Origin of the sequence: Sphingomonas sp. PL20, assembly GCF_017875905.1 — a bacterium.
GTDB lineage: Bacteria > Pseudomonadota > Alphaproteobacteria > Sphingomonadales > Sphingomonadaceae > Sphingomonas > Sphingomonas echinoides.
On sequence record NZ_JAGINH010000002.1, the window covers coordinates 2,347,280 to 2,369,823 of the forward strand.

At 64.9% G+C, this 22,544-nt stretch carries 17 protein-coding genes; 5 read left to right on the forward strand and 12 right to left on the reverse strand.

Annotated features, from left to right (window positions below; genetic code table 11):
* Nucleotides 1–30: 30 nt before the first annotated feature.
* The gene (locus H4W01_RS10930; protein ID WP_209610999.1) at nt 31–960 is read right to left on the reverse strand and encodes a LysR family transcriptional regulator; all 930 of its coding nucleotides are present in this window, start codon (nt 958–960) and stop codon (nt 31–33) included.
* Nucleotides 961–1,076: 116 nt separating this feature from the next.
* Between H4W01_RS10930 and H4W01_RS10935 the strand changes: the two genes are divergently transcribed.
* From H4W01_RS10935 to H4W01_RS10950, 4 genes are all read left to right on the forward strand, one after another.
* On the forward strand, nt 1,077–1,622 hold the full coding sequence (locus tag H4W01_RS10935) for a carboxymuconolactone decarboxylase family protein (RefSeq protein WP_209611000.1): 546 nt from the start codon (nt 1,077–1,079) through the stop codon (nt 1,620–1,622).
* A gap of 68 nt (nt 1,623–1,690) precedes the next feature.
* Complete coding sequence (locus H4W01_RS10940; RefSeq protein ID WP_209611001.1) at nt 1,691–2,323, forward strand: pyridoxamine 5'-phosphate oxidase family protein; 633 nt, start codon at nt 1,691–1,693, stop codon at nt 2,321–2,323.
* The gene (locus H4W01_RS10945; protein WP_209611002.1) at nt 2,320–2,793 is read left to right on the forward strand and encodes a nuclear transport factor 2 family protein; all 474 of its coding nucleotides are present in this window, start codon (nt 2,320–2,322) and stop codon (nt 2,791–2,793) included. Before H4W01_RS10940 ends, H4W01_RS10945 begins: the two co-directional genes overlap by 4 nt.
* Nucleotides 2,794–2,841: 48 nt before the next feature.
* Nucleotides 2,842–3,393: a cytochrome P460 family protein gene (locus tag H4W01_RS10950; RefSeq protein WP_209611003.1), complete on the forward strand. Its 552-nt coding sequence runs from the start codon at nt 2,842–2,844 to the stop codon at nt 3,391–3,393.
* Between the two features lie 71 nt (nt 3,394–3,464).
* Here the strand turns inward: H4W01_RS10950 and H4W01_RS10955 are convergent, their stop codons facing one another.
* The 5 genes from H4W01_RS10955 to H4W01_RS10975 form a co-directional block, all read right to left on the reverse strand.
* Entirely contained in the window at nt 3,465–4,931 is a 1,467-nt protein-coding gene (locus tag H4W01_RS10955) for a serine hydrolase domain-containing protein (RefSeq protein ID WP_209611004.1), read from the reverse strand.
* Between the two features lie 323 nt (nt 4,932–5,254).
* Nucleotides 5,255–6,310, reverse strand: coding sequence for a LacI family DNA-binding transcriptional regulator (locus H4W01_RS10960; RefSeq protein WP_209611005.1), 1,056 nt, complete (start codon nt 6,308–6,310; stop codon nt 5,255–5,257).
* Between the two features lie 28 nt (nt 6,311–6,338).
* Nucleotides 6,339–7,370 (reverse strand): cupin-like domain-containing protein, encoded by a 1,032-nt coding sequence (locus H4W01_RS10965; RefSeq protein WP_209611006.1) that lies wholly within the window; start codon nt 7,368–7,370, stop codon nt 6,339–6,341.
* Nucleotides 7,363–8,094 (reverse strand): SapC family protein, encoded by a 732-nt coding sequence (locus H4W01_RS10970; protein ID WP_209611007.1) that lies wholly within the window; start codon nt 8,092–8,094, stop codon nt 7,363–7,365. Before H4W01_RS10970 ends, H4W01_RS10965 begins: the two co-directional genes overlap by 8 nt.
* Before the next feature lie 93 nt (nt 8,095–8,187).
* Entirely contained in the window at nt 8,188–11,181 is a 2,994-nt protein-coding gene (locus H4W01_RS10975; RefSeq protein ID WP_209611008.1) for a TonB-dependent receptor, read from the reverse strand.
* Between the two features lie 235 nt (nt 11,182–11,416).
* Here H4W01_RS10975 and H4W01_RS10980 point away from each other — a divergent pair, with 235 nt between their 5' ends.
* Entirely contained in the window at nt 11,417–12,649 is a 1,233-nt protein-coding gene (locus H4W01_RS10980; RefSeq protein ID WP_209611009.1) for an MFS transporter, read from the forward strand.
* Here H4W01_RS10980 and H4W01_RS10985 read toward each other — a convergent pair.
* The 6 genes from H4W01_RS10985 to H4W01_RS11010 all read right to left on the reverse strand — a co-directional run bounded on the left by H4W01_RS10985 (nt 12,633) and on the right by H4W01_RS11010 (nt 22,524).
* Nucleotides 12,633–14,435: an adenylyl cyclase gene (locus tag H4W01_RS10985; RefSeq protein ID WP_209611010.1), complete on the reverse strand. Its 1,803-nt coding sequence runs from the start codon at nt 14,433–14,435 to the stop codon at nt 12,633–12,635. The two genes, H4W01_RS10980 and H4W01_RS10985, sit on opposite strands and share 17 nt — an antisense overlap.
* 12 nt (nt 14,436–14,447) lie before the next feature.
* Nucleotides 14,448–16,004, reverse strand: a complete 1,557-nt coding sequence (locus tag H4W01_RS10990) for an alkaline phosphatase D family protein (protein WP_209611011.1) — start codon at nt 16,002–16,004, stop codon at nt 14,448–14,450.
* A 155-nt stretch (nt 16,005–16,159) separates the two neighbouring features.
* Nucleotides 16,160–17,212, reverse strand: a complete 1,053-nt coding sequence (locus H4W01_RS10995) for a LacI family DNA-binding transcriptional regulator (RefSeq protein ID WP_209611012.1) — start codon at nt 17,210–17,212, stop codon at nt 16,160–16,162.
* A 281-nt stretch (nt 17,213–17,493) separates the two neighbouring features.
* The gene (locus H4W01_RS11000; protein ID WP_334685235.1) at nt 17,494–19,887 is read right to left on the reverse strand and encodes a TonB-dependent receptor; all 2,394 of its coding nucleotides are present in this window, start codon (nt 19,885–19,887) and stop codon (nt 17,494–17,496) included.
* Nucleotides 19,888–20,098: 211 nt separating this feature from the next.
* On the reverse strand, nt 20,099–21,763 hold the full coding sequence (locus tag H4W01_RS11005; RefSeq protein WP_209611013.1) for a DUF6065 family protein: 1,665 nt from the start codon (nt 21,761–21,763) through the stop codon (nt 20,099–20,101).
* A gap of 2 nt (nt 21,764–21,765) precedes the next feature.
* On the reverse strand, nt 21,766–22,524 hold the full coding sequence (locus H4W01_RS11010; protein ID WP_334685236.1) for a L,D-transpeptidase: 759 nt from the start codon (nt 22,522–22,524) through the stop codon (nt 21,766–21,768).
* Nucleotides 22,525–22,544: the final 20 nt, after the last annotated feature.

The following is a 22,544-nucleotide window of genomic DNA, read 5'->3' on the forward strand; positions in this document are numbered from 1 at the left end:
CGACTATTTCCGTGTCGGTGCGGTGGGAAGCTACGGGCGCGGTCCGGGGCGGCCGGTGGGTGCCCTGGCGGTCAGGTCCCGCCCTCCAAAATGGTCCCGCGCGGCCTCGATGAACGCGCGTACGTTCACCGATCCACGGCGGTTCGCCTGATAGACGAGATGAACCGGGACAGGAGGCGGTGCCGCATCGTCATGCAAGGATACCAGCGTGCCGGCAGCGATCGCATCGATCGCCTGATAGGACAGCACCCGCGCGATGCCCATGCCGTCGACCGCGGCGGCGATGGCGGCGTCGGCGGTGTTGACGATCAGGCGCGGCTCAATCCGGATCGCCGGCTTGCCGACCGGCCCGAACCGCCATTCCGGCGCACGGTCGATCTCGGCGAACGAGATCAGGTCGTGGTCGTGCAGCGCGGGGAGGTTCGCCGGCATGCCGCGTGCGGCGAGATAGGCTGGACTGGCCACCAGGATACGACGCACCTCGGCGACCTTGAGCGCATGCAGCGAACTGTCGGACAAGTCGCCAATCCGCACCGCCACGTCGATGCCCTCGTCGACCAGCCGAACCACCCGGTCGATCAGCGTCAGCGAGACCCTAAGGGCGGGATGTGCGCGCAGCACATGATTCACCAACGGCAGGATGTGCAGCCGCCCGAAGGTGACCGGGGCGGTGATGACCAGCGTCCCGCCGGGCGTGGCACCGTCCCCCCGCAACGACAATGCGGCATCGTCGAGTTCGACCAACGCGGCGCGGCAGCGTTCCAGATAGGCGGCCCCGTCCTCGGTCAACCGCACCGACCGCGTCGTCCGGCGCAGCAGTGCCGTGCCCAGCGACGCCTCGAGCGATGCCACCGCGCGGCTCGCGGCGGTCGGCGATATCCGCATGTGGCGCGCAGCCTCGGCGAAGCTCGCCAGATCGGCGACCGCGACGAAGGTGCGCAGTTCTTCCAATCGGTCCATGATTATCCCGATATCCGCACGAGTGAAATGTATGATGAACGGATTATCACAATCCCTCAGAAATGACATCTTTACTGGGCAGGCGGCATCCAGCCGCCAGCATCGGAGAAGATCCCATGTCCCGCCTCGCCATCCCCGCCCGTGAAGATGCCCCCGCCGCAGCACAGCCGCTGCTTGCCGCCGTCGAGAAACAACTCGGCGTCGTCCCCAATCTGTTCCGCCTCGTGGCCACCAGCCCTGCCGCGCTCGAAGGCTATCTCGGCCTCAACGCCGCGCTCGGCCGCACGCTTGATGTCAAGACGCGCGAACGGATCGCCATTACCGTCGCCCAGGCCAATGGCTGCGACTATTGCCTGTCGGCGCACAGCTATCTCGGGCTGAACCTCGCCAAGATCGACGACGCCGAGATCACGCTGAACCGCGCCGGCCATTCGGGCGATGCCAAGGCCGATGCCGCGATCGTATTCGCCCGTCAGGTCCTCGCCGCGCGCGGCAAGGTCAGCGACGCCGACATCGCGGCTGTCCGCCTCGCCGGCTTCAGCGAAGCGCAGGTGATCGAGATCGTCGCCTCGGTCGCGCTCAACGTGCTGACCAACTATATCAATAACGTCGCGGAGACAGACATCGACTTCCCCGTCGTCCTCACAGCGCAAGCTGCCTGACCCCTTGCCGTCGGCGGGCTCCCCAACGCCCCTCCCCGCCGACGGCATCCTATGCTGCGGAGCCGCTCATGCCGTATGGCTTTCTCGACATCGCGACCACGCCGAGCGTCCATGCCGCGCAAGTCGCCCATGGTAGCGCCGGACTGTACGAAAAGGTCGGAGCGAACCGCACGTTCGATCGCTTCGGCCCGGCTGAAGAAGCCTTCATCGCCGCGCGCGACAGCTTCTATCTGGCGAGCGTGTCGGAAACGGGCTGGCCCTATGTCCAGCATCGCGGTGGCCCGCCGGGCTTCGTCAAAATCCTCGACGACAGGACGCTCGGTTTCGCGGATTTCCGGGGTAACCGGCAATATATCAGCCTGGGCAATACCACCGTGAACGACCGTGTCGCGCTGATCTTGATGGACTATCCAGCGCGCAGGCGGCTGAAGCTCTACGCCCGGATCGAGGCGCGCGATCTTGCCGCCGACGCCGCCCTCGCCGAAAAGCTCACTTTGCCCGGCTATCGCGGCATATCCGAGCGTGCTTTCCTGCTTCATCTCGAAGCGTTCGACTGGAACTGCCCGCAACATATCACACCGCGCTTCACCGAGAGCGAGGTCGCCGCCGCAGTCGCCCCGTTGCGCGCGCGCTTCGCCGAACTCGAAACCGAAAACCAGGCGCTGCGCGACGCGCTCGCCGCCCGTGGAGACTCGCTATGACCGTAGAACTTCCCCGCGCCCCGCTGCCACCCTTTACCCGCGAGACCGCGCTGCTCAAGGTTCGCGCCGCAGAAGATGCCTGGAACAGCCGCGATCCTGAACGCGTCGCGCTCGCTTATACCGTGGACAGCGAGTGGCGGAACCGCGACCGGATGCTCAGGGGGCGAGCCGAGATCATCGACCTGCTCACCGCCAAATGGGCGCGCGAGGAGGAGTATCGCCTGGTCAAGGACCTCTGGGCCTTCACCGACAACCGCATCGCGGTCCGTTTCCAATATGAATGCCGGACCGAAGGCCAATGGTATCGCTACTACGGCAACGAACAATGGGAGTTTGCCGAAAACGGCCAGATGCGCCGCCGCGAGGCCTCCGTGAACGACCTGCCGATCGCAGCAAGCGAGCGCCGCTTCCTGTGGATCGCACCGGCCCCACGGCCCCAGGAGCATCCCGGCCTGGTCGGTGTGGACTGATGCCCTGAGCGTCGCTCCACCAGCCAACACCGGAACAGGACAATGCCCATGATTCGCGCACTCAAGCTGCTCACCCCGTTGCTGCTGATCGCCAGCGCGAACGCAAGCGACGCGCCGCGCTATAACGGCGCTGGCGAACTCATGGTCCCGGCCGACTATCGCGACTGGATCTTTCTGACCTCGGGGCTGAACATGAACTATGGCGATGAGCCGATCGCCGGGCACGATACGTTCGACAATGTCTTTGTCGATCCGGCCTCCTGGCGTGTCTTCAAGGCGACGGGGCGCTGGCCGCAGGGTACCATCTTCGTGAAGGAAGGCCGCCGGGGCGCAACCAACGGCTCGATCAACCGCACAGGGCAGTTCCAGACCGAACAGCGCGCCTATCTTGAATTTCACATCCGCGACGCGAAGCGCTTTCCGAACGGCTGGGGGTTCTTCGAAGCCACCGACGACATGCCGGCGAAAGTGCTCCCGACCTCAGCGAGCTGCTACACCTGTCACCAACAGCACGCAGCCGTTGAGACGACGTTCGCCCAGTTCTACCCGACCGCCAAACCGATCGCGGTAAAAGCGGGCACGTTCGATGCCAGCAAATAGCCCGCCGCCAGTCTGAGTACCCCCCTGACGCCCCGCCGCGCCCGATCCTCCTGCTCTAGCTCGGGCCGCCGCTACGTGCCCTTGCGCAGGGTCTTCAACATTGCGGCGCTATGGTCATTGTTCGGGTTCAGCGTCAGGGCGCGCTCATATTCCGCGATTGCGCCGGTCTTGTCCCCAATCTCGGTCAGAGCATCGGCATAGCTGTCATGCGCGTTCGCGCTGTTCGGGTTCGCGGCGACGTTATAGGCAAAGATCGCGGCGGCTGCCCGCGCACGCTTGCCGAAGAGCAGGCGATAGCCCCATTCGTTCACCCGATCCTCGTTCAGGTGCAATTCGGGATGCTGGCGCTGCACGGCTGCCACGCTGCCCGGCACATCGACATAGTCAGTCGCTTCCAGCGTGCGCTGCAGCAACGCCAACCCAGCGGGTGGGCCGAGTAAGGCACCACGGATCGCGCCGGCCAGTTGTTCCAGCCGATACTGTACGTCGCCATTGCCGCGATTGGTCAGCAGGACGATCCCGTAGCGCGAGGCTGGATAAAAATCGCAATAGCTGGAGCAGCCGAAACTGCCGCCGCTATGTCGATAATAAAGCTGGCTGTCGGCAGCCTTGGCGATGATCCAGTGAAAGCCGATCGCCTGATGCTCCGGCGTTCCCCACAGCGGCTGCTGCGTCTGAGCAACGGCGGGATCGCGCGCGGCGATCTGCGCCTCAAGATAGCGGGCCATGTCGGCCGTGCCATAGCGCAAACCACCCGCCGGCAGGATGATCGGCAACGACAGCGCCGGCATTGCCGTCCCATCATAACCAATTGCGAGCCGCGCGGGTGAGATTGCCCCGGTGCCGCCGCGCATCCCGAACGGCTTTTCGATATAGCGGGCGACCAAGGTCGGATAAGACTGGCCGTAGATTCGCGACAACAAGATGCCGAGCAGTTGCGAGGCCGTGTTGGAATGGCGCGTTTCCTTGCCAGACGTATCGACCAGCTTGGCCTTGGCGAGATCGCGAAGGAAGTCAGACGGCGTGTAATCCTTGTAAAACTGCGTGACGCGCAGCGGCAGTTCGGCGGGCGTCGGATTGCCCAGCGCGCTATGCCAATCGGGGATATTGTCGGGCAGGGCCGATGTGGTGGTGACAATATCGGCGAAGGTGACCGCGCGCCCCTCTTTCGCCAGATTATCGAAGCCGGACGGCAGATAGCGGCGGATATCGTCGGCGAGCGCGACGCGCTTCTCCTGGATCGCGTGCGCCAAGATCAGCCCGGTGAAAGTCTTGGTGATCGACCCGATCTCATAAGCGGTATCTCTGCTGGCGCGCGCGCCGTCGCGTACCGCGAAACCGGCATCATGATAGTGCGTCACCCCGTTACGCACGATCGCGACGGAGATGCCGTCGGCCTTCGCCTCTTTCAGAAAGGTGGCGAGCAGCGGCGCGATCGGACCGTCCGACACCGCGGCGCGAAGTCCCATAGGCGTCGCAGAGAAGGCCAATGCGGGTGCCGCTTTCAACAGATCACGCCGCAGCCACTCTCGCTTCATCGCTCGCCTCCCTTTAATACGAGATCAGTATCGAGACTTCGCTGCGGCGTCGATATCTCGGGCTCTATGCATTGTGGTTCAAGATCAAGCCGGCGGCCCCCGCACCCAACGGCAACGGTCTTCCGGTTGCTGCCGTCTGAATATCGGCCTTGCCGTGATGGAGGTACGTTCGGCGCTCGATCACCCGGGCAACGATGTGGGGCTCCTATGCGGCGAGGTTTTCGACGCTGGGGATACCGACGTCCACACGCTCCTCCCTGCCCGCATTGCGCGGCTCGAGAAGCGGCTGGACATGCTCGAGCGCCCCCGCCCGTGCCCTAAACTCAGGCTTCGCGCGCGCGGCGGGTGGATTCGCGCACGATCAGCGTCGAGGGCAATACCACCGGCTCGGTCGAGGCCGTGGCGCGCCCCGCGCACGCATCGATGATCCGCTCGACCGCTTTGGCGGTGATGTCGGCGATCGGTTGCGACACGGCGGTCAGTGCCGGGCTGGCAAAGCGCACGATTGGCGTATCGTCAAAGCTGATCAGCGACACGTCCTCAGGCACGCTCAACCCTCGGCCGCGCACCGCCGCCAGCGTTGCCAGCGCGGCCTGGTCATTGGCCGCGATGATCGCGGTCACACCGGCGCGGTCAAGTAACGCCCGTGCCGACACCAGACCGGTCCCGTAGGAAAAGTCGCCCGTCTCCAGCAGCCCCTCGGACGAAAGCCCCGCCGCCGCCATCGCGGCCTGCCAGCCCTCGACGCGCCAAGCGCTCAGTTCATATTCGCCGGGCCCAGCGATGAAGCCGATGCGGCGGTGGCCGAGCGCCAGTAGATGTTCGGTCGCCAGGCGCGCGCTGCCGCGATCGTCCTGCACCAGCATATGGCCGGGACCTTCCGCCACCGATCCGATGCGTGCAATCTCGATCCCCTTCTCTGCCAGCAGGCGCAGGATCACCGGGTTTTGCGAATGCGGCGGGGTGAGGATCGCGCCATCGGGCTGCAGCGCGGCGATCGCGGCACCCAGTTCGCGTTCGATCTGGTCGCTCTGGGTGTCGACCAACTCGACAATCATGCGATAGCCGTGCGCGGCGCAAGCGAGCATGCCGCCGAGCAGCATCTGATCCACCCAGTCCCGTCCTTCGCGTGCACGCCAATCGGCAATCGTGCGCTCACGATCGTTGAGCGCGAGGATCAGGTAGGAGCGCGACCCGCTCATCCGCTGCGCCGCCAGCGAGGGGACATAACCGAGCTTGGCGATCGAGGCCTGCACGCGGTGTAGCATCTCGGGCCGCACGCCCGATTCCTTGTTGATCACCCGGCTGACCGTTTGCAGCGAAACGCCGGCATCGGCCGCGACATGGCGGATCGTCACGGACTGGCGCCTACGAGACATGCAACTTCCTCTCCTGTATCGTCTTCGCTTAGCGGCTGAGCTGCCGCAAGAGATACGCGCGCAACTGCCCCGCCGTTTCCGGTGTGAGCGGATCGAGGATCCCGCGCGCCCCTTCCGGGATGTGCGCGGTCACCGCCTCGCCGGGGTCGAATACATAATGATCCAGCACATGCCGCCAATGCGCCCGCTCGGCTGCCGACAGATCGCGAAGCGCGAGGATCGCCATCAGCAATGCGTCGTGCGGATCGGCCAGCCAGGACGGCCTGGTCGGCCACCAATAGTTGATCATCACGTTGAAACGGTCGAGCGCCTCGACATGGTGCCACCACTGGCTGGGGATGCGCAGCGCATCACCCGGTGCCAGCACCGCCGTGCGCGCGTGGTGCAGCGCCTCGCGGAACTTCGGGAAGCGGGCGAAATCGGGCGCGTGGAAATCCACCATGCTGATCGCCCTCCCGCCGGGCGTATTGTCGAGCGGGCCGGGATAAAGGTTGGCGAACTGGTCCGGCGGAAACAGCGTGAAACGGCGATGGCCGACCGCTGTGCAAACGAGATTGTCCGGCGCGTCGCAATGCGCCGCCACCCGTGTCGCGGTGCCGATCCAGATCGTCGCGGCCATGCCGTCCCTGGCCCCGAGCGGCGCCGGGTTGGCCTCCGCAAGGTCCGGAAAGAAGCGCGGCACGTCGGTTGAGGCGATGTAGCGCAGCGGCGCGTCGGGGGCGCCTTCGTCCGCCGCCATCGCGGCGAAGATCTCCGCGACGCGGGCGCGGCGGCTCTGATGGTTCATCGCCATCGTCGCATCGTAGAAGATCCGCTCGCCCGCCCCGCGCCGCCCCTCGGCATAGGTGAAATCGGTATCGCGGGCAAAGCGCGCGAGATAGCCGCGCGTCTCCGCCGCCCCCACCCGCCCCGCCGCGACCAGCGGCCAGTTCGTCACCAGCCCGCGCACCACGAACGGCTCATTGCTGGCCGCAAGCGCGCGATCGAGCGCAGCCGCATCCGCCGCCGCCACCTCCGCCACCGGCCGCAGCCCGTCGAACAGCTCGGCGGGGTCAGCCATGGGCACGCCGCTGGTGGCGCGCGATCAGCGGCGCGATATTGGCGAGCGAGGCCAGCGCCATGGTGATCGGCAGCAGGTGGCCCTCGCGATGCAGCTCGCCCAGCGCGCTGCCGTCGAGCGCGGCGAACCGCTCCTCGTCGATGCCGTGAAAGTCGACGATCTGGCGGGCATTGCCCTCGGCATCGTCGAAGCGGATCGAGACGGGCTCGAGCAGGTCATGCCGTTCGAGCGCCAGGAAGAAATCGGGCGCGGCGCGGTAGCCGCGGTCGAGCCGACCAAGCCCCTCCAGCACCGCCGCCAGATAGGCGCTCGGCGCACCGACATCGTCGAACAGCGGCGATGCCGCGTCATAGCCTGCATTCCCCGGTGCGAGCACGCGCGGGCTCGCGCCATCGAGATGCAATTGCGGCACGTCCCCACCCTGCGGCGGCGGACCGATCAGAAAGGGCCGGGTCGCCATCGCCAGCGGGAGATAGGGCGCATCCCAGCGGTCCCCCTCCAGATACAGATTCTCCTCCGGCGCAAAGCCGAACAGCGCCACCGCCTGAAAGCCATCGCGCGCGGCGGTGCGCTGAAACAGGATCGGATAGGCATTCTGCACCGACCGGAACTCGTCGGGCACGATCAGGCACAGCTGCACGGCATCGCCCAGCCCCGCGCTGCGGCCCCGGTCGATCCGTGTGGCGCGGTGATCGTCGATGGTCACGAGCACATGGTCGGTCATAGTCGTTTCCCAAATCCCCGCCGCAGGCGTTGGCACGCCGCGCGGCGGGGTGGAAGGGCCTTGCGGTCGCGAAACCGCAAGGCCCGATGGTCGTCAGAAGCGGTAGCGCACGCCCGCCGTATAGCGGGCATAGCCCGGCGCAGTGACGGTGACATATTGGTCCGTGCGCTGATGCGAACGGCGGCCCTGGCCGGTCAGGTTGATCCCTTCGACGAACAGGGTGACGCGCGGCCGCACTTCCCAGCTCGCGCTGGCATCGAGCTGGCCATAGGCTTCGGTATAGCTCGGGTTCGACCCCGCGCCCGACAGGAACTCGGCGCGCCAGTTATACGCGACGCGCGCCTGGATGCCGTTCTTGTCGTAATACCCGATCACATTCGCCGTATCGCTCAGGCCGACCAGCGCGAACTGGTTCACCGTTGCGGGCATGTTGTTCTTATAGTGCACGTCGCCATCGACGATCGTGTAGTTGAGGATCATGCCGAGCCCAGTGTCCCAGAAGGCGTGCTGGAGCGCGAATTCCCAGCCATGGACGTTGGCGGTCTGATTGTTGTTCACCGGCGTGTTGACCGTGAACTGCACCGGATTGTCCTCGGGCAGGCCGAGAATGTCGCCGGTGTAATTGCCCGGCGTACCGCCGGTGATCACCACCGAATTGGGGTAGTTCTTGAAGATATACTGGCGGATGTCGTTCGACGTCGCCCCCGCGCCGAGCGCCGCGATCGCCGCCTTGTAACGGGGGCCGTCCGCCGGGTTGGTCAGACCGAACACAGGCTTCTTCACCTGGCCGGTGCCAATGAAGTTCACCACCGATTTATGGAAATAGCCGACCGAAATGTAGCTATCGGGCCGGTAATACCATTCCGCCGAGAAATCGAGATTCTTGGACTTGTACGGCAGCAGGCCCGGATTGCCCTGGCTGCCGGTGCCGCCATCGACACGGAACAGCGAATCGATCGTCTGGCCGCCCTGCAGGCTGCCATAATCCGCCCGCGCGATGGTATGGCCGTACGAGGCACGCAGCTTCACGTTTTTCAGCGGCGAGATGTCGAAGTCGAACGACGGCAGCCAGTTCTCATACGATCCGCTGAGCGTCGTATAGTCGCTCTTGCCCGAATAGACGACGTTGAGCTCGTTCGCCGAGACCCATTTGGTTCCCGTCGCCACCGGCACGAGCGCGGAGGAGTCGATCCAGGTCTTTTCGTAACGGACGCCGGCATAGAAATGCGCGGGGCGGCCGAACGCGTCGAACTTCACATTCGCCTGAAGGTACGGCGCGAGCGTCTTTTCCTCAATGTGACGATCGACGGTATATTGCGCCAGGCAGGTGTCGGGCCCGAGCGGCGTACCGCTCTGCGGCTTGGAGCACACCTTATACAGACTCTCGAGATTGCCCACGAGGCTCTCGAAATTCTTGGTGAAGATCTTCTGGATCAGCAGGCTGCCATCGGTCTTCAGGCCCGGATATTTGTCCGGAATGGTTGCGAGCGAGAACAGGCTGTCGGGCAAATCCGAGGCCGGGCCAGCACCGCCCCAGGTGTTGTTCTGCAGATAGCCATAGGCCGAGCGGACCTTGTTATCGACATAGGAGATGCCGAAGTCGACGCTGTCGAGCAGACCGCCATGCTCCCAGCGGCCCTTGAACTGGGCCTGGTTGATCTCGTCGCGGAACATGCCGTTGCGGAACGAGTTCCCGGTCGCCTGAATACGCGACGCGTCGAGCAGGTCGATCCCCGGCTGCATCGTGATCGACAGCACGGGCATATAGTGGGTGAAGTCGATCGTTTGGCTGGCCGCGCCGAAGATCGCGGTGCTGACCGATGTGCTGGTGCCGTATTTGTTGGTCGGGCCAGAACTGGCGATCGAGTGATGGCCGTCGAACTCGAACGAGAAGTCCCCTCCCGGCTTCCACTGCAGGTTCGCGCCGATCGAGTTGTTCTCGCTCTGGTTGGCGCTGAGGTTGCTGACGTAGGAAACGTCCTTGCCTTCGCTCGCCTTGAACCGCTCGGTGTAGAAGACCGGGCTCGCCACCGCGCCGCTGGTCCACTGGCTGACGGTGTCGTTATTGTTGAAATAGACGCCGATGCTGTTGCTGCGCACCGTCACGCGGTTGCGCGAATAGGTATAGTCGATCGTGCCGGTCAGCGTGTCGGTCGGCTTGAATTGCAGCACAGCCTGCCCGTTGATCCGCTCGCGCTCGATATCGTTGATGCCGATGCCGGCATTTTGCGGCACGGTGTAGACTTGGTCGCCGGTCGGGCGGTTGGTGATGTTGGCGTAGCGCGGATCGCCCGGCTGGGCGAGCTCGCCGCTCGTGTCCGATCCGGTGCGGCCGTTCTTCCAGCCGACATAGGCTTCGTTATTGCCCGCCTTGCGCTTTTGATAGGTGCCGGTGAGCAGGATGCCGACGCGATTGTCGAGGAAGCTGTCGCTGACGATGCCCGAAACTTCGGGCGTGATGGGCGTGTTTTTCGCGTTGCTCGACGTATCATACATGCCCGACACGGCGAAGCTGCCGTGCAGACCCGGCTTGTCGAGCGGGCGCGGCGTGCGGATGTTGATCGTCGAGCCGATGCCGCCCGATTCGATGTCGGCGCGACCGGTCTTGTGAACCTCGACCGCAGCGATGCCGTCGGACGAAAGATTGGCGAAGTCGAACAGGCGCGAGGTCGGCGCGGTGGCACCGCCGTCCAGCGTCGAGGTCGGCATCTGGCGGCCGTTGAGCGTTACCAGGTTATAGTTGGGGCCAAAGCCGCGCACCGTCACGGTCGAACCTTCACCGATCGAGCGATCGATCGACACGCCGGTGATGCGCTGGAGCGATTCGGCGAGGTTGGTGTCCGGGAACTTGCCCATATCTTCGGCGGTGATGCCGTCGACGACGCCCTGCGCATCGCGCTTCAGCGCGAGCGATTCGCGCAAGCTCGCGCGGATGCCGGTGACGACGATATCGCCATCGTCCTTGGCGGCCGGCGAATCGCTGGGGCTGGTATTTTGCGCTGCAGCAACGCTGGGCATCGCCAGCAATGCCAGCGAGGAGATCCCCGCCAGCCAAATCGTCGATTTCCTTGAGTGTTCACGTGTCATATGGGCTCCCCGCTATCGCTTAATCATGGTCCCTCCATGATGTGAACGTTCTCATACAAACATTCTTTAGGGGGTCAACAAGTCACATTTTCGTAGCATTTTACCTAGAGATCGTTCTCATAACTGTCATATTTCGGCAATCATTCGGCACGGGCGAAGCGAAATCGCTCCCGCAAAAAGGAAGTCTCGAAACGGCGTTGGCACGGCAGGACGCACGCTCTATTCGCGACCGGGCATGACAGTCCCGCGTCCCTTTACCCCCGCCGATACCAGCGCGCGGCATTGGCGTTTTTTGCTTCTTTTCGCACTTGCGAACGCAGGCGGGACGATCGGATACCTGCCCTTATTCACCGTCTTCCTGCCAATGAAAGTGGAGGCGGTCGCCGGTGTCGACCGGCTGAACCTGTTCACTCTGGTCGCGCTGATCGGAACGCTGGCGGCGATCGGTGCGAATCTCGGCTTCGGCTGGCTGAGCGACCGATCGGTCGCGCGCGGTGATGGGCGGCGGCGCTGGCTGCTGCTCGGCATCGTCGGGCTGGCGCTGTCTTATGCGCTGTTCGCCCGCGTCACATCGCCACTCGGCGTGCTGCTGGCGGTGGTGGCGGTGCAATGCGCCGCCAATGCCGTGCTGGCACCACTGCTGGCGCTGATGGCCGACGAGATCCCCGACGCACAGAAAGGCTTTACCGGCGGGCTGCTCGCGCTCGCCAATCCGATCGGTGCCGCCACCGCCTGGGCGCTGGTGAAGCTGCCCGGCCTCACCGAGACCGGACGCCTTTGCCTGCTGTCGCTGGCGATTGCGCTGCTGATCGTTCCGCTCGCCTTCTCGACTGCCCGCCGACTGCCGACCCACGCGCCCTCCATCCCGCGCGTCGTGGCCCGCCGCAATCTGGCGGTCGCCTGGATCGCACGCCTGTTGCTGCAATCAGCCGGTAACGGGCTGACGCTCTATCTCTATTATTACTTTGCCGATCTGCCGCCACGGCAGGCCGCCATCGACGCCGCCGATTTTGTAAGTCGCACGCTGGTGCTCGCGTATTTGCTGCCCCTCCCCTGCACGCTGCTGCTCGGGCGGCTGTCGGATCGGATCGGGCGACGCAAACCCTTCCTGCTGGGGGCCGCTGCGGTGACCGCCGGCGGACTGGCCGTGATGGCGCTCGCGGCCACCCGCCCGGTCGCGGTGGCGGGGTTCCTGGTCTATGGCGTCGGCGCACAAGTGTTCATGGCGCTCCACGGTGCCTTCTGGATGCAGGAACTGCCCAGCGAGCGGCATCGCGGCCGCGATCTCGGCATCCTGAACCTCACCAACACGCTGCCGGCGCTGATCGGCACCGCTGTCGCCTGGCTGGCCGCGATGCCGGGCAGCTTCGCGCCGTTGCTCTTCCTGCTGTCAGGACTGACCTTTGCGGGCGGGCTGGTGATGCTCATGGTTCGCGAACCCACACCAGGGGTCAGGGGTAAGCAATAAGCCGCTGCTGCGGGGCACCGAGCCGGGCAGCAGCACCGGTATCGTTCACGAGGTGCGCGATCGTGCCCACCCCGCCCCCCAGCGACATGGTCGTGACGTCGCGGAAGCGCACCCCTGGCCGCCCCGGTGCCTCGATGGCGCTTTCCAGCACGACATCGGGGTTTGTGCGGAAGTAGACATAGATGCCCAGCGCCACCGCCTCGTGTTCGCGCACCCCGTCGTCCACTTTATAGGCGGCCCAGCCGCGCGTGCCCCCCGCCATCCATGCCGCCTGGGTCGGCGGGTCGTAGGGCAGTTCGTTCTGATAGAAATAGGTGCGGCCGCGCTCACCGCGCCACCAAGTCTGATACCGCTGGAAATGTTCGACGAACAGCGCGTGGATCGTCACCTCGTCGCCATTCACCACCAGCCCGTGATCGCCGGTGCTCTCGTCCCAGCCGACATGCACCCGCCTACCATCGACATCGCCATGGTCGGCCCGCCAGATCCACACATGATCGGCAAGGACGTTATGACTGTTGATCTCCAAACAGGTCTCCACCTTGCCCACCTCGACCCCGCCAACGCGGAAGAACAGGTCGGCCAGCAGGACCGGGTTGTGCCGATGATCGCCGTCGCTGCCAGGCGGGCCAACCCGCACCAGCACGGTTGACCGCTCGGCCCCGGCATCGATCATCAGGCCCGCCACGGTGACGCCGGGGACATCGTCAATCTCCAGCACCGCCGTGCCGGCCACCGCCTGCAACGTCGCGAGCCCAAGCCCGAGCAGCACGCGATTGGCACCCTTCACCCGGATCGGCGCAGCGAGCCGATAGACGCCGGGCGTGAACAGCAAATGCTGTCCCCGCTCCAGCGCTGCATTGAGTGTCGCGGCGTCCATGCCAGGATGGGCAAGGAAGAAATGCGCGATCGGCAGGGCGCTTCCCGGCGCATGGCCCTCCGCCCAACTCGGCCCGACCGCGTCACGGCGCAGCGCGGGCACAAACACCGACCAGCGGCCAGCCTCGTCCACTTGAAGAAACGGCTTTTCGCGTAGCAGCGGAACGCGCAGCAGCGTCGTCACCGCCGGGTCGGGAAAGCTCGTGGCGGGCGCGCCCTGGACGCCTTGGAACATCATGTTCCAGTTCACGCCCTGCCATCCGCCGATCCGGCTGCTGCGGCTATACCATTGCTGCTGACTGCCGGCGTGAACCGTCCCTTCGATCCGGCAATCGGCAAGGAAGCCGCCGCTCGACGAACCGCCGTCGTCGAGCAGCAAATCGCCCAGCATATGGATGCGCCGATAGGGTGCCGCCTGCGATACCGCCCAGCGATCCCAGCCCTTGGGCGGGCGAACCGTCAGATTTTCGGCACCGCGCCAGAAATTGGCAAGGGCGTCCCCCTTTAGCCAATCGGCATTGACGCGAACCTGGCCGTCAATCGTCACCGCACCGGGCAGCGCCCCGACGCCAAGGATCTGGGTGAAAAACCCCACCTTTACATCGGCGCGATAGCGGCCCGGCCGGAACAGGATGGCGAAGCGCCGATCGGTGAAATGCGCGGCTTCCTGCAGCGCGAAGATCGCATCGATCGCCGCCTGTATCTCGCCGTCGGGCATGGACGGATCCAGCACCACCACATTCGGGCCAAAATCAGGCATCATTTCCCGCTGCATCTTCGCCCCTGCGCTTGCCGACAGCGGCGCACCTGCCGCGACGACCGCCGCCGCCAGCCCGACCTCGCCGACGCGACGGATCGCCGCGCGCCGCCGTGTGTCGGGCAGGCAGTCCCCTTCATCCTTATGCAATCAGCGTCCCCGTCAGGCGAAATCGAGCTGGGGACGGCCATGCGGCACGATCGCGGTGCGCGCCGTTTTCACCGGCGCGTTGGGTTCGGTAACCTGGTCGACCGTGCGGAACTGCGCCTGCCACTGGTCGCTGGTCACGTCGCACAGCAGATAACCGCGCCGGTCGTTCATGTATTTGAGGTACGGATTGCGGCCGAGGATCTTGTCGCTGCCCCACCGCACATCGGCACCGTCGCCCCCCGAGCTGATCGAGGTGGAGACGAATTCGACCGCCACCGCTTCGCCCTGCCCGGCGTGGGTGCGCAGTTCACCCGCGTAATTCTGATGCTCGTCGCCGGTCAGCACCACGACATTGCCATGCCCGGCGAAGCTGGAGAGCAACCGCTCACGCGGGCGATCATAGCCGCCCCAACTGTCCATGTTGCGGATCGGCTCGGGCTCGTCGCCCATGCGGCGGTCGAGCGGCATCACCATCACCTGCTGCGCGATCGCGTTCCAGCGTGCCTTGCCCTCGGCGAGGTTGCGGCCAAGCCAGGCCTCTTGCGGGCTGCCCAGCACCTGCGCATCGGCCGCATCCCAGCCGGCGCAGCGCGCCTTGAAGCCGTCGTCACAGGGCTGATCGGTGCGGAACTGGCGGGTGTCGAGCAAATGCAGATCGAGCAGATCGCCGAACCGTGCGCGACGATAGGCCTGGATCGCGCCGCCATGCGGGATCGACGCACTACGGACCGGCATGTGCTCATACCAGGCCTGGAAGGCGGCGGCGCGGCGCAGCAGGAAGGCCTCAGGCGGCGTGCCGTTCTGGTCGCGGTCGCTGACCCAGTTGTTCTGCACCTCATGATCGTCGAACGTGGCGTACCAGCCGGTCGCCGCGTGGGCGGCCTGGAGATCCGGGTCGGTCTTATACTGTGCGTAGCGGCGGCGATAATCGTCGAGGCTGTACGGCTCCTCGCCGACATGCGCGCGGATGAATTTGCGCGGCGCACCGCCATAATCGAAATTGATCGGCGAGGTGCGGCCTTCGTAAATGTAATCGCCATAATGGAACGCGAAATCCGCCTCCTCGCGCGCGGCATGGCCATAAGCGGTGTAGAGGCCCTGCTCGTAATGCTGGCAGCCGACCACGACGAACCGGGCCCTGGCAACCGAGGCACCGGCGGCCGGCAGCGTCTTCACCCGCCCGCGCATCGAACGCTCGCGACCGCAGGTGAAGCGATACCAATAGGGCCGATCGGCCTGCAGCCCCACCACCTCGACATGCACCGAATGGCCCAGTTCGGGCCGCGCGAGCGCCTCACCCTTGGCCGCGATTGTCTTGAAAGCCGGATCGGCAGCGACTTCCCACTGCACCGCAATCGGCGCCATCGGCATACCGCCATGCGGCTCCAGCGGCTCGGGCGCGAGGCGCGTCCACAGCACGAAGCCGTCCGCCGCCGCGTCTCCGGCCGCCACGCCGAGCGTAAAGGGATAGGCGCGAAAGACTTGCTGCGCGCGTACGATCCCTGGCGCACCCAGCAGCAACGTAGAGCCCGCTGCTCCCACCAGAAGCGCGCGTCGTGTGATAGGCATGTCCCGTTTCCCTCGCTCGGTATGGCTGGCCCCTGGCCCCGCCGCAGCGGGGAGATGCAAACCTCATCCGCCTGAAATGACGGCTGATAATGACAGAAATGTGAACGTTCACATTTTAAAGACAAGAAGGGTTCTGCGGGCGTAGCTATCGGCGCTCATTGGCACGTACCGTCAGAGCGAACGGCGTGTCCGGCTTCGACAGGAAGCAGCGGTAGCAGGCGGGCAACCGACTCGCGCTCGATGATGCGGGATTCAACCAGCAAGGACTGGATGGCATCGTCCCGCCCCTTGATTCGAGCGACCAGCGTTTGCAAGGCGCGTCCGGCGAGGTGTTCGATCGGGATTTCGCAGGTGGAAAGCTGGGGCTGGGTCAGGCTGGCGAGATCGATATCGTCAAACCCCAGCACAGACAGATCGGCAGGCACCGCCAGACCCTGGGTCTGTGCGAAGCGAATGACGCCAATCGCGATGATGTCCGCCCCCGCGAAGACAGCGGTCGGGCGGTCCTCGATCAAGCGCGCTTTGACGATCGGTTCGAGGTCGAGCGAAAAGCTGTTCTCCAGGTTGAAGACGATCTCCCCGCCCTTGCGAAAGGCCTCGACCACCCCCGCGCAGCGGTCCCGCATGCTGACGATGTCGAGCGGGCCGGACACGATCCCGATCCGGCGATGGCCGCGCTCCAGAAGATACTGCCCGGCAAGACGCCCCGCCTCCAGATAGTTCACGCTCACCGTGTCATATCCAGGGACCGTGCGATCGAGCACGACCGTCGGGGTATTGGACAGGATGCCGTCCGAGGTGTCCTTGTCTCGTATCGAAAACCAGATGAGGCCATCGACCCGCAACCCGACCGCCATCGCCAGCGCTTCCGCCTCGATCTCTTCAGATCCTTCGGTGTTGGTCATATAGATTTGATACCCCGCCGCGCGTGCTTCGCGGAACACTGCCTGGACCAGCGCCGCGAAGAACGGATTGCCGAGATCGGGAATGATGAGCGCCAACATGCCCGAGCGGCCCGACTTCATCGATTTCGCGCTCAGATTGAGGCGAAAGCCGATGCGCTTTGCGACATCAAGGATATGCGCGCGGGTCTTCGGGCCGACGGAGCCGGTCCCGTTAATGGCGTAAGACGCGCTGGTGAGCGAGACACCGGCTTCGCGCGCGAGATCCTTCAGCGTCGGTGGTCGTGCCCGCTTCGCGTCTCCCATTGCGGTTCTTATTCCCTCCCACCTGGCACAGCCTTGCCTACGTTTATCAAAATCCATCCACAAGTCGCCGAGGATCGCGCGCAGGCAGATGGGCGGGCAGATCGAGGAGAATGAACCCGGCATGGTCCAGCCCCGAAATGTCCCCGACATGCCCGTCAACCCGCACCTGCGAGCACAGGGGCGCTCGCGACGATCCGCGCTCCTCCTGCCGACCGAGCATGACAGGTGTCAGCCTCGGTCGGCACGAGAGGGTATCGCGACTGAGCGCCCGCTCAGCGCCCTTAGAACCTGACCCGGAAGGACGCGGTCACGGTGCGCGGCGCACCGATGAAGTAGCGGCCCAGCGAACGCCCCGGCAACCCGGTTTCGGTCGCCGTCGCGGTCGCGCTGGTGACCGAGGCGATATAGCCGACGTCGAACACGTTATCGACGTTAAGCTGGATCGAGGCATTCTTCAGCACGCCGATCTGCGGCAGGTCATAGCGGGCCATCGCGCCGACCAGCGTGTACCCCGGGATGCGGTCGATCGCGACTTCCTGGAAGGTGGTCGGCGCGATGATGTCGCCCCCCACCCGGCTGCTGATATATTTGATATTGCCCTGCAGCCGCAGCCCCGCAACGGGCTTCAGCGTCAGTTCGCCATAGGCGCTGTTGCGCGGGATATCCCGGACATCGCTCCCCGCGATGATCCCGACCGAGGCAAGATTGAGCCGATCGCGCGAGCCGATGGCGGCGTCATCGTATTTGGCCTGCTGATAGGAATAGGTCGCATAGGCGTCGATCCAGGGGAAAGTCGCCAGCGCCGCGACCTCAACGCCGTTGCTGGTCTGCCCCAGGATGCTCGCGGCGCGCGTGGCCAGGTTTCCGCGCTGAATGTCGATCGGATCGGTGACCGTCGGATCGTTGGGCACGATTCCCACGCCGTTTTTCAGGTGGACATGAAACGCCTGCGCGGACAGCGCCAGGTGCTTTGCGGTATAGCGGACGCCACCGTCGATGTTGCTCGACTGCAAGGGCTTGAGGTCGCCGGGCTGGATGATGGCGGTCGAGCCGAGGAAAGCATCCTCCGGGATGCCCGAGAAATTGCGCGCGAAACCGCCGAAAATTTCAAGGTGTGCAAGCGGTGTGAGGCTGAACGCGACCTTTGGCTGAACTGGCGAATTCTGCGAAAAATCGAGCTTTGCCGAATATTCCAGCGGCGACTGCGCTTTGTATCGGATGTGGTACCACGTCACGCCGGCATCGAGGCGAAATATGCCCGGTACAAGCTGGAAAGAATCCTGCCCGTAAAATTCGAGCGTCGTGATCGAGGTCGACCGATTGTAAAGCACATAGGACGGCAACCCGCCCTTCCACGCGAGCTCCGTGGTAGAGGGAAGGATCGGATAGAAGTCGCGTTCCTCGGACGACGTGCCGCCATCGAACCAGCCGCCGATGCGGACGGTATTGCGCGGCACCAGATCCGCGATCGTGAGCTCCGCTGTGCTGCCATAGCGCTCGCGCTTGCGCGGCGTGACGCGCATGTCGGCCGGGCCACCAACCACGTTCGGATTGGACGTCGTCGCCAGCGCCGGGCGCACAGCGCCGCCGGTCGCGGTATAGCCGAGCACCGCATACGGGTCCGCGCCAGCAAGCTGACGGTGACGGTTCTGATAGCTTAGCGAATAGCCGTCGAGCGTCTGGTAATAAGGGTTGATGGCGAGGGTCACATGGTCGGCAAGGACAAACTTGCCGTTGAGATAGGCAAGGAAATCGCGACGCGCCCCGCCGAAGGTGCCGCCATAGTTCAAATCCTGATTGGGAATGCCGGTCAGCGTATCGTTGAGGAAATCGCTCTTCGGATTGGCCCTGAACTGCGCCAGCGTGACAATATTGAAGTCGTTGTCGAACTGACTGTTATACGACACCCGAGCCTTCAGGAACGATCCGTTGTCGAACGTCTTGACCGCCTTGAACTCGCCATGGTCGCGATTGGAATGCCGTGCGTTCGGCCCCGCCCACACAGCATTCCGCTGGTGCGAGAAGCTGCCATACATGGCGACACCGCCTGGGAGATCGCCGGTGTCGATCCGCAGCGAGGCACGATTATAGTCGAAACTGCCGACGCCCCCTTCCGCCGTGACGGCGAAATCACGGGCCGGCTCCTCGGTGCGGAAATCGATGAACCCGCCGAGCGCAAAGCGTGATGGCGCGCCGATGTCGCCCGCACTCTGCGACACGACGATAGTGCCGATGTTGCTCGAATCGATGAAGCGCTGCGGCGGAGACCCGCCGTTGAAGCGCGCATCGCCGGTCGGAATACCGTCCAGCGTCAGCCCGATCTGCTCCTTGTTCAGGCCGCGCAAGAACAGCTCGAACGAGAAGGAGCCGCCGCGTGCGTCACCGGTCGAAACCTTGACGCCCGGTACTTTGGCCAGGCTCTGGGTGATATCTGCCCCGAGCGGGCGGTCAGCGATGTCGGTGCGGTCCAGCTCGAACGTCGCGCGTGCCTTGCCCGCGCCGAGCTTCTGCCCGGTCACGACGATATCGCCTCCCTCTGCCGCAGCGACCTCGGCCGGTGCCGCGTCCGGTGTTTCCGCGCGCTGCGCATGCGCCTGTTGCGCGCACAGGATGGCAATGAGCGCGCCGCTGGCCACCCGAGCCCCCAAGGCTCCGGATAATTTCGTGAAAGCCATGTTTGTCCCCCTTTTTTCCGATTCGGTACTGCGCTGTCGCACCGCAGTATGACGCCTTTGTGAAACGTTTCACTTTTTAGGGGTCTTTTGTCCGAGGCAGGGCTCATGGGTTCACCCGCACACGGCAATTCTGACGGTCGCATCGACCGCAGTCACGCGCTGCCGCTGGCCGCGCAGGCGCAGATCGAGCAGATCGGCAATTGGCCCAGCCTCACCCGCTCGGATAAGAGGCATAAGCGTCATTGGCCCAGCGGAAGTTGGTGAAGGTGATCGTCACGCTGAAATCCAGCGCTTTCACCTGGTGCCACCAGCCAAGCGGCATGAACAGGATTTCGCCGGGCTGCAGCAACACATCATAGAGAGTCGCCTCGGCCAGGCGTGGGTATCGCGCTGGATCCAGATCAGGATCCTCCAGATCGGCGATCTCGCTGAAAACATGCTGCGTATTATAGAGCCGACCGACTTGGGCTGCGGGGGCGATCGTCAAGCGTTTCCGCCCGACGACCTGCGCGATGAAGTTGTTGGTCAAATCGTGGTGCAGCGAAGTCACCGTGCCGGCGGGGCCGATCCACGGCATGCCGTTGGGCAGCGCGGCATCGCGCGTCAGGAACGTGTCGAGAAACCCCATATCGGCGATCATCGGGGCAAGCGCTTGCTGATTTGCCGCCGAATTATAGGCCGTCAGATAGGCGTCATTGCCGGTGTCCGCTCCGGTGATGCTGTCGATGAAGGTGTCGAACGGCGCGGTGCGGCGATGGCGATCCTTGTCGCGCTCGAACCGCGCATTTTCACGGCGCCCGCCCTGATATTCAACCGGAGCCGATCCGATCAGCGCCTTGAGATAGGCCGGGGACCAGCGGGCCAGCGCAGGCCAGTTGTCCATCGCGCCAGCCAGGATGACGGGCCGGGCCGGGGCATAATAGTCCTTCAGAAACTCGTCGGTGCCCATGCCGCTGCGCCGCTCGATCGCGCCGCCGTCCGGCGCAAGCGCGCGCTGGCGCTCGAGCGCTTCGAGCAGCCATTCGCGCTTGTCGAGCGCGCGTTGGATCTCGACGGTATCGGCTTTGTCCAACGCTACAGGCGGAACCGCGGTCGGGACACTCCCCTCCTCCGCCGGGGCGACCGGCACATGCGGCGCGGCGGAGCGATCAAAGGCGCGCAGTTTCAGCTTTGTGCGGTGATCGGCCACCAGTTTTTCACCGGCCACATCCTCGCCGCGATAATAATGTTTCTGCCAACGGTCGGCGGGGGCTGTTGGCGGATTGCGTTGCGACTCCAAATGAAACGCATCGCGCGCAGCACTCCACGCGTGGAAGCGCGCGGCGGTGGCAGGGTCAGCATCAAGCGGCGCAAAGGCGGGCGCGAACGCCTCGATCGCCGCGCGTTGCAGCGGGAACAGGAAGCAGAAGGGCTCCATCGGCTCGAAGCGCACGGTCGCGCCGGGGCGGGTAAAACGCCAGTTCATGGTGAAGGTGAAGGGCGACCAGTCGGTCTCGACGATGCCGGTCAACGGCGCGATCGCATCCTTCGCCCGATTGGGTGACCCGCCGACCCACAAATTCCAGCCCGGCGGCGTGCGGAAGATCGCTTCGATATGAAAGGTGATGATACCTTGCCCAAATAACGACACTGGCGCGCGCGCCGGATCGGCACCGTCATCAAGCGTGATCGTCACGCCCGATGGATCGGTCCCACCGTCCCAGCTGGCGGTGAAACCGCACGGGCTTAGCACTTCCCAGCCCTGCGCATTGGCGATGTTGAGCGGCAGGCAGCGATAGGCGAAGCTTTCCGGGGTCAAGTCCATCCACGCGCGCGTGGCAGGTGCCGGGCGGATCAGCGGGGCCCAGCCCGGATGGAGATAGGCAGTCAATTCCATGCTCAACGCGCTCCAGGCGCGGGTGCAGGCGGCGGTGCCCATGTCTGAAGCGGGCGGAAGACCTCCTCCAGCGTGCGTTGTTCCGGCAGGATATAGACGATCCCGTGCGTCCCGGTGAACGCCGCGAGCACCACACCGTTGTAGAACGCGACCGGCACGTTGATGCAGCCATAAGAGATCCGCTTGTCGGCGAGTGCAGTGCTCTTCAGCCGCGCGAGCCGGTGATCCCCCGGATTACCGGTGACGACCCGGTGCAGCGACAGCGCGGCGTCATAGTCGATCCACAAAATGTCCTGATGAAAATCGCGCCCCAGCGCGGCCACGAAGCGGCCCGCAGGCGTCGTTCGTTCCTCCGGGCGGATCGTCGCCAGCTTTCGCGAGCCGATGCCGGGCACGCTATCGTCACCATGGGCCAAGCCGAGCAGCGCGGTGCTGGCACCGCGAAGCCGCCCGCTCCCTTCGAACACGAACAGCCGCGCGCGGCGTTTGTCGATGATCACGAACGGCAAGCCTGCGCTATCGCCCGACGCGACCGCCCAATCCGCCACCCGCCGCGCATCGGCAGAGGGAGCCTCGCCGCCAAAGTTTGCGTGCGTTGGCGGAAGCGGGGGTACCGCTTGGGCCAGCGGTGCCGCCTGTGTGGCGGATGGGGCGGTCACCAGCCTGCCCGCATCGACCGTAGCGGGCCCCGCAGCCGGTGCCACCGCCCCTGGCAGCGGCACCATCGCGAGCGCCAGCCAGAGCGCGCTCCGCCAACGCACGATGGGCAAGATCTTGGAGA

Excerpts from the sequence above, each read along its gene's own strand:
- H4W01_RS10930 (WP_209610999.1), bottom strand. The coding sequence starts at position 960 with ATGGACCGATTGGAAGAACTGCGCACCTTCGTCGCGGTCGCCGATCTG.
- H4W01_RS10935 (WP_209611000.1), top strand. The coding sequence starts at position 1,077 with ATGTCCCGCCTCGCCATCCCCGCCCGTGAAGATGCCCCCGCCGCAGCA.
- H4W01_RS10940 (WP_209611001.1), top strand. The coding sequence starts at position 1,691 with ATGCCGTATGGCTTTCTCGACATCGCGACCACGCCGAGCGTCCATGCC.
- H4W01_RS10945 (WP_209611002.1), top strand. The coding sequence starts at position 2,320 with ATGACCGTAGAACTTCCCCGCGCCCCGCTGCCACCCTTTACCCGCGAG.
- H4W01_RS10950 (WP_209611003.1), top strand. The coding sequence starts at position 2,842 with ATGATTCGCGCACTCAAGCTGCTCACCCCGTTGCTGCTGATCGCCAGC.
- H4W01_RS10955 (WP_209611004.1), bottom strand. The coding sequence starts at position 4,931 with ATGAAGCGAGAGTGGCTGCGGCGTGATCTGTTGAAAGCGGCACCCGCA.
- H4W01_RS10960 (WP_209611005.1), bottom strand. The coding sequence starts at position 6,310 with ATGTCTCGTAGGCGCCAGTCCGTGACGATCCGCCATGTCGCGGCCGAT.
- H4W01_RS10965 (WP_209611006.1), bottom strand. The coding sequence starts at position 7,370 with ATGGCTGACCCCGCCGAGCTGTTCGACGGGCTGCGGCCGGTGGCGGAG.
- H4W01_RS10970 (WP_209611007.1), bottom strand. The coding sequence starts at position 8,094 with ATGACCGACCATGTGCTCGTGACCATCGACGATCACCGCGCCACACGG.
- H4W01_RS10975 (WP_209611008.1), bottom strand. The coding sequence starts at position 11,181 with ATGACACGTGAACACTCAAGGAAATCGACGATTTGGCTGGCGGGGATC.
- H4W01_RS10980 (WP_209611009.1), top strand. The coding sequence starts at position 11,417 with ATGACAGTCCCGCGTCCCTTTACCCCCGCCGATACCAGCGCGCGGCAT.
- H4W01_RS10990 (WP_209611011.1), bottom strand. The coding sequence starts at position 16,004 with ATGCCTATCACACGACGCGCGCTTCTGGTGGGAGCAGCGGGCTCTACG.
- H4W01_RS10995 (WP_209611012.1), bottom strand. The coding sequence starts at position 17,212 with ATGGGAGACGCGAAGCGGGCACGACCACCGACGCTGAAGGATCTCGCG.
- H4W01_RS11000 (WP_334685235.1), bottom strand. The coding sequence starts at position 19,887 with ATGGCTTTCACGAAATTATCCGGAGCCTTGGGGGCTCGGGTGGCCAGC.
- H4W01_RS11005 (WP_209611013.1), bottom strand. The coding sequence starts at position 21,763 with ATGGAATTGACTGCCTATCTCCATCCGGGCTGGGCCCCGCTGATCCGC.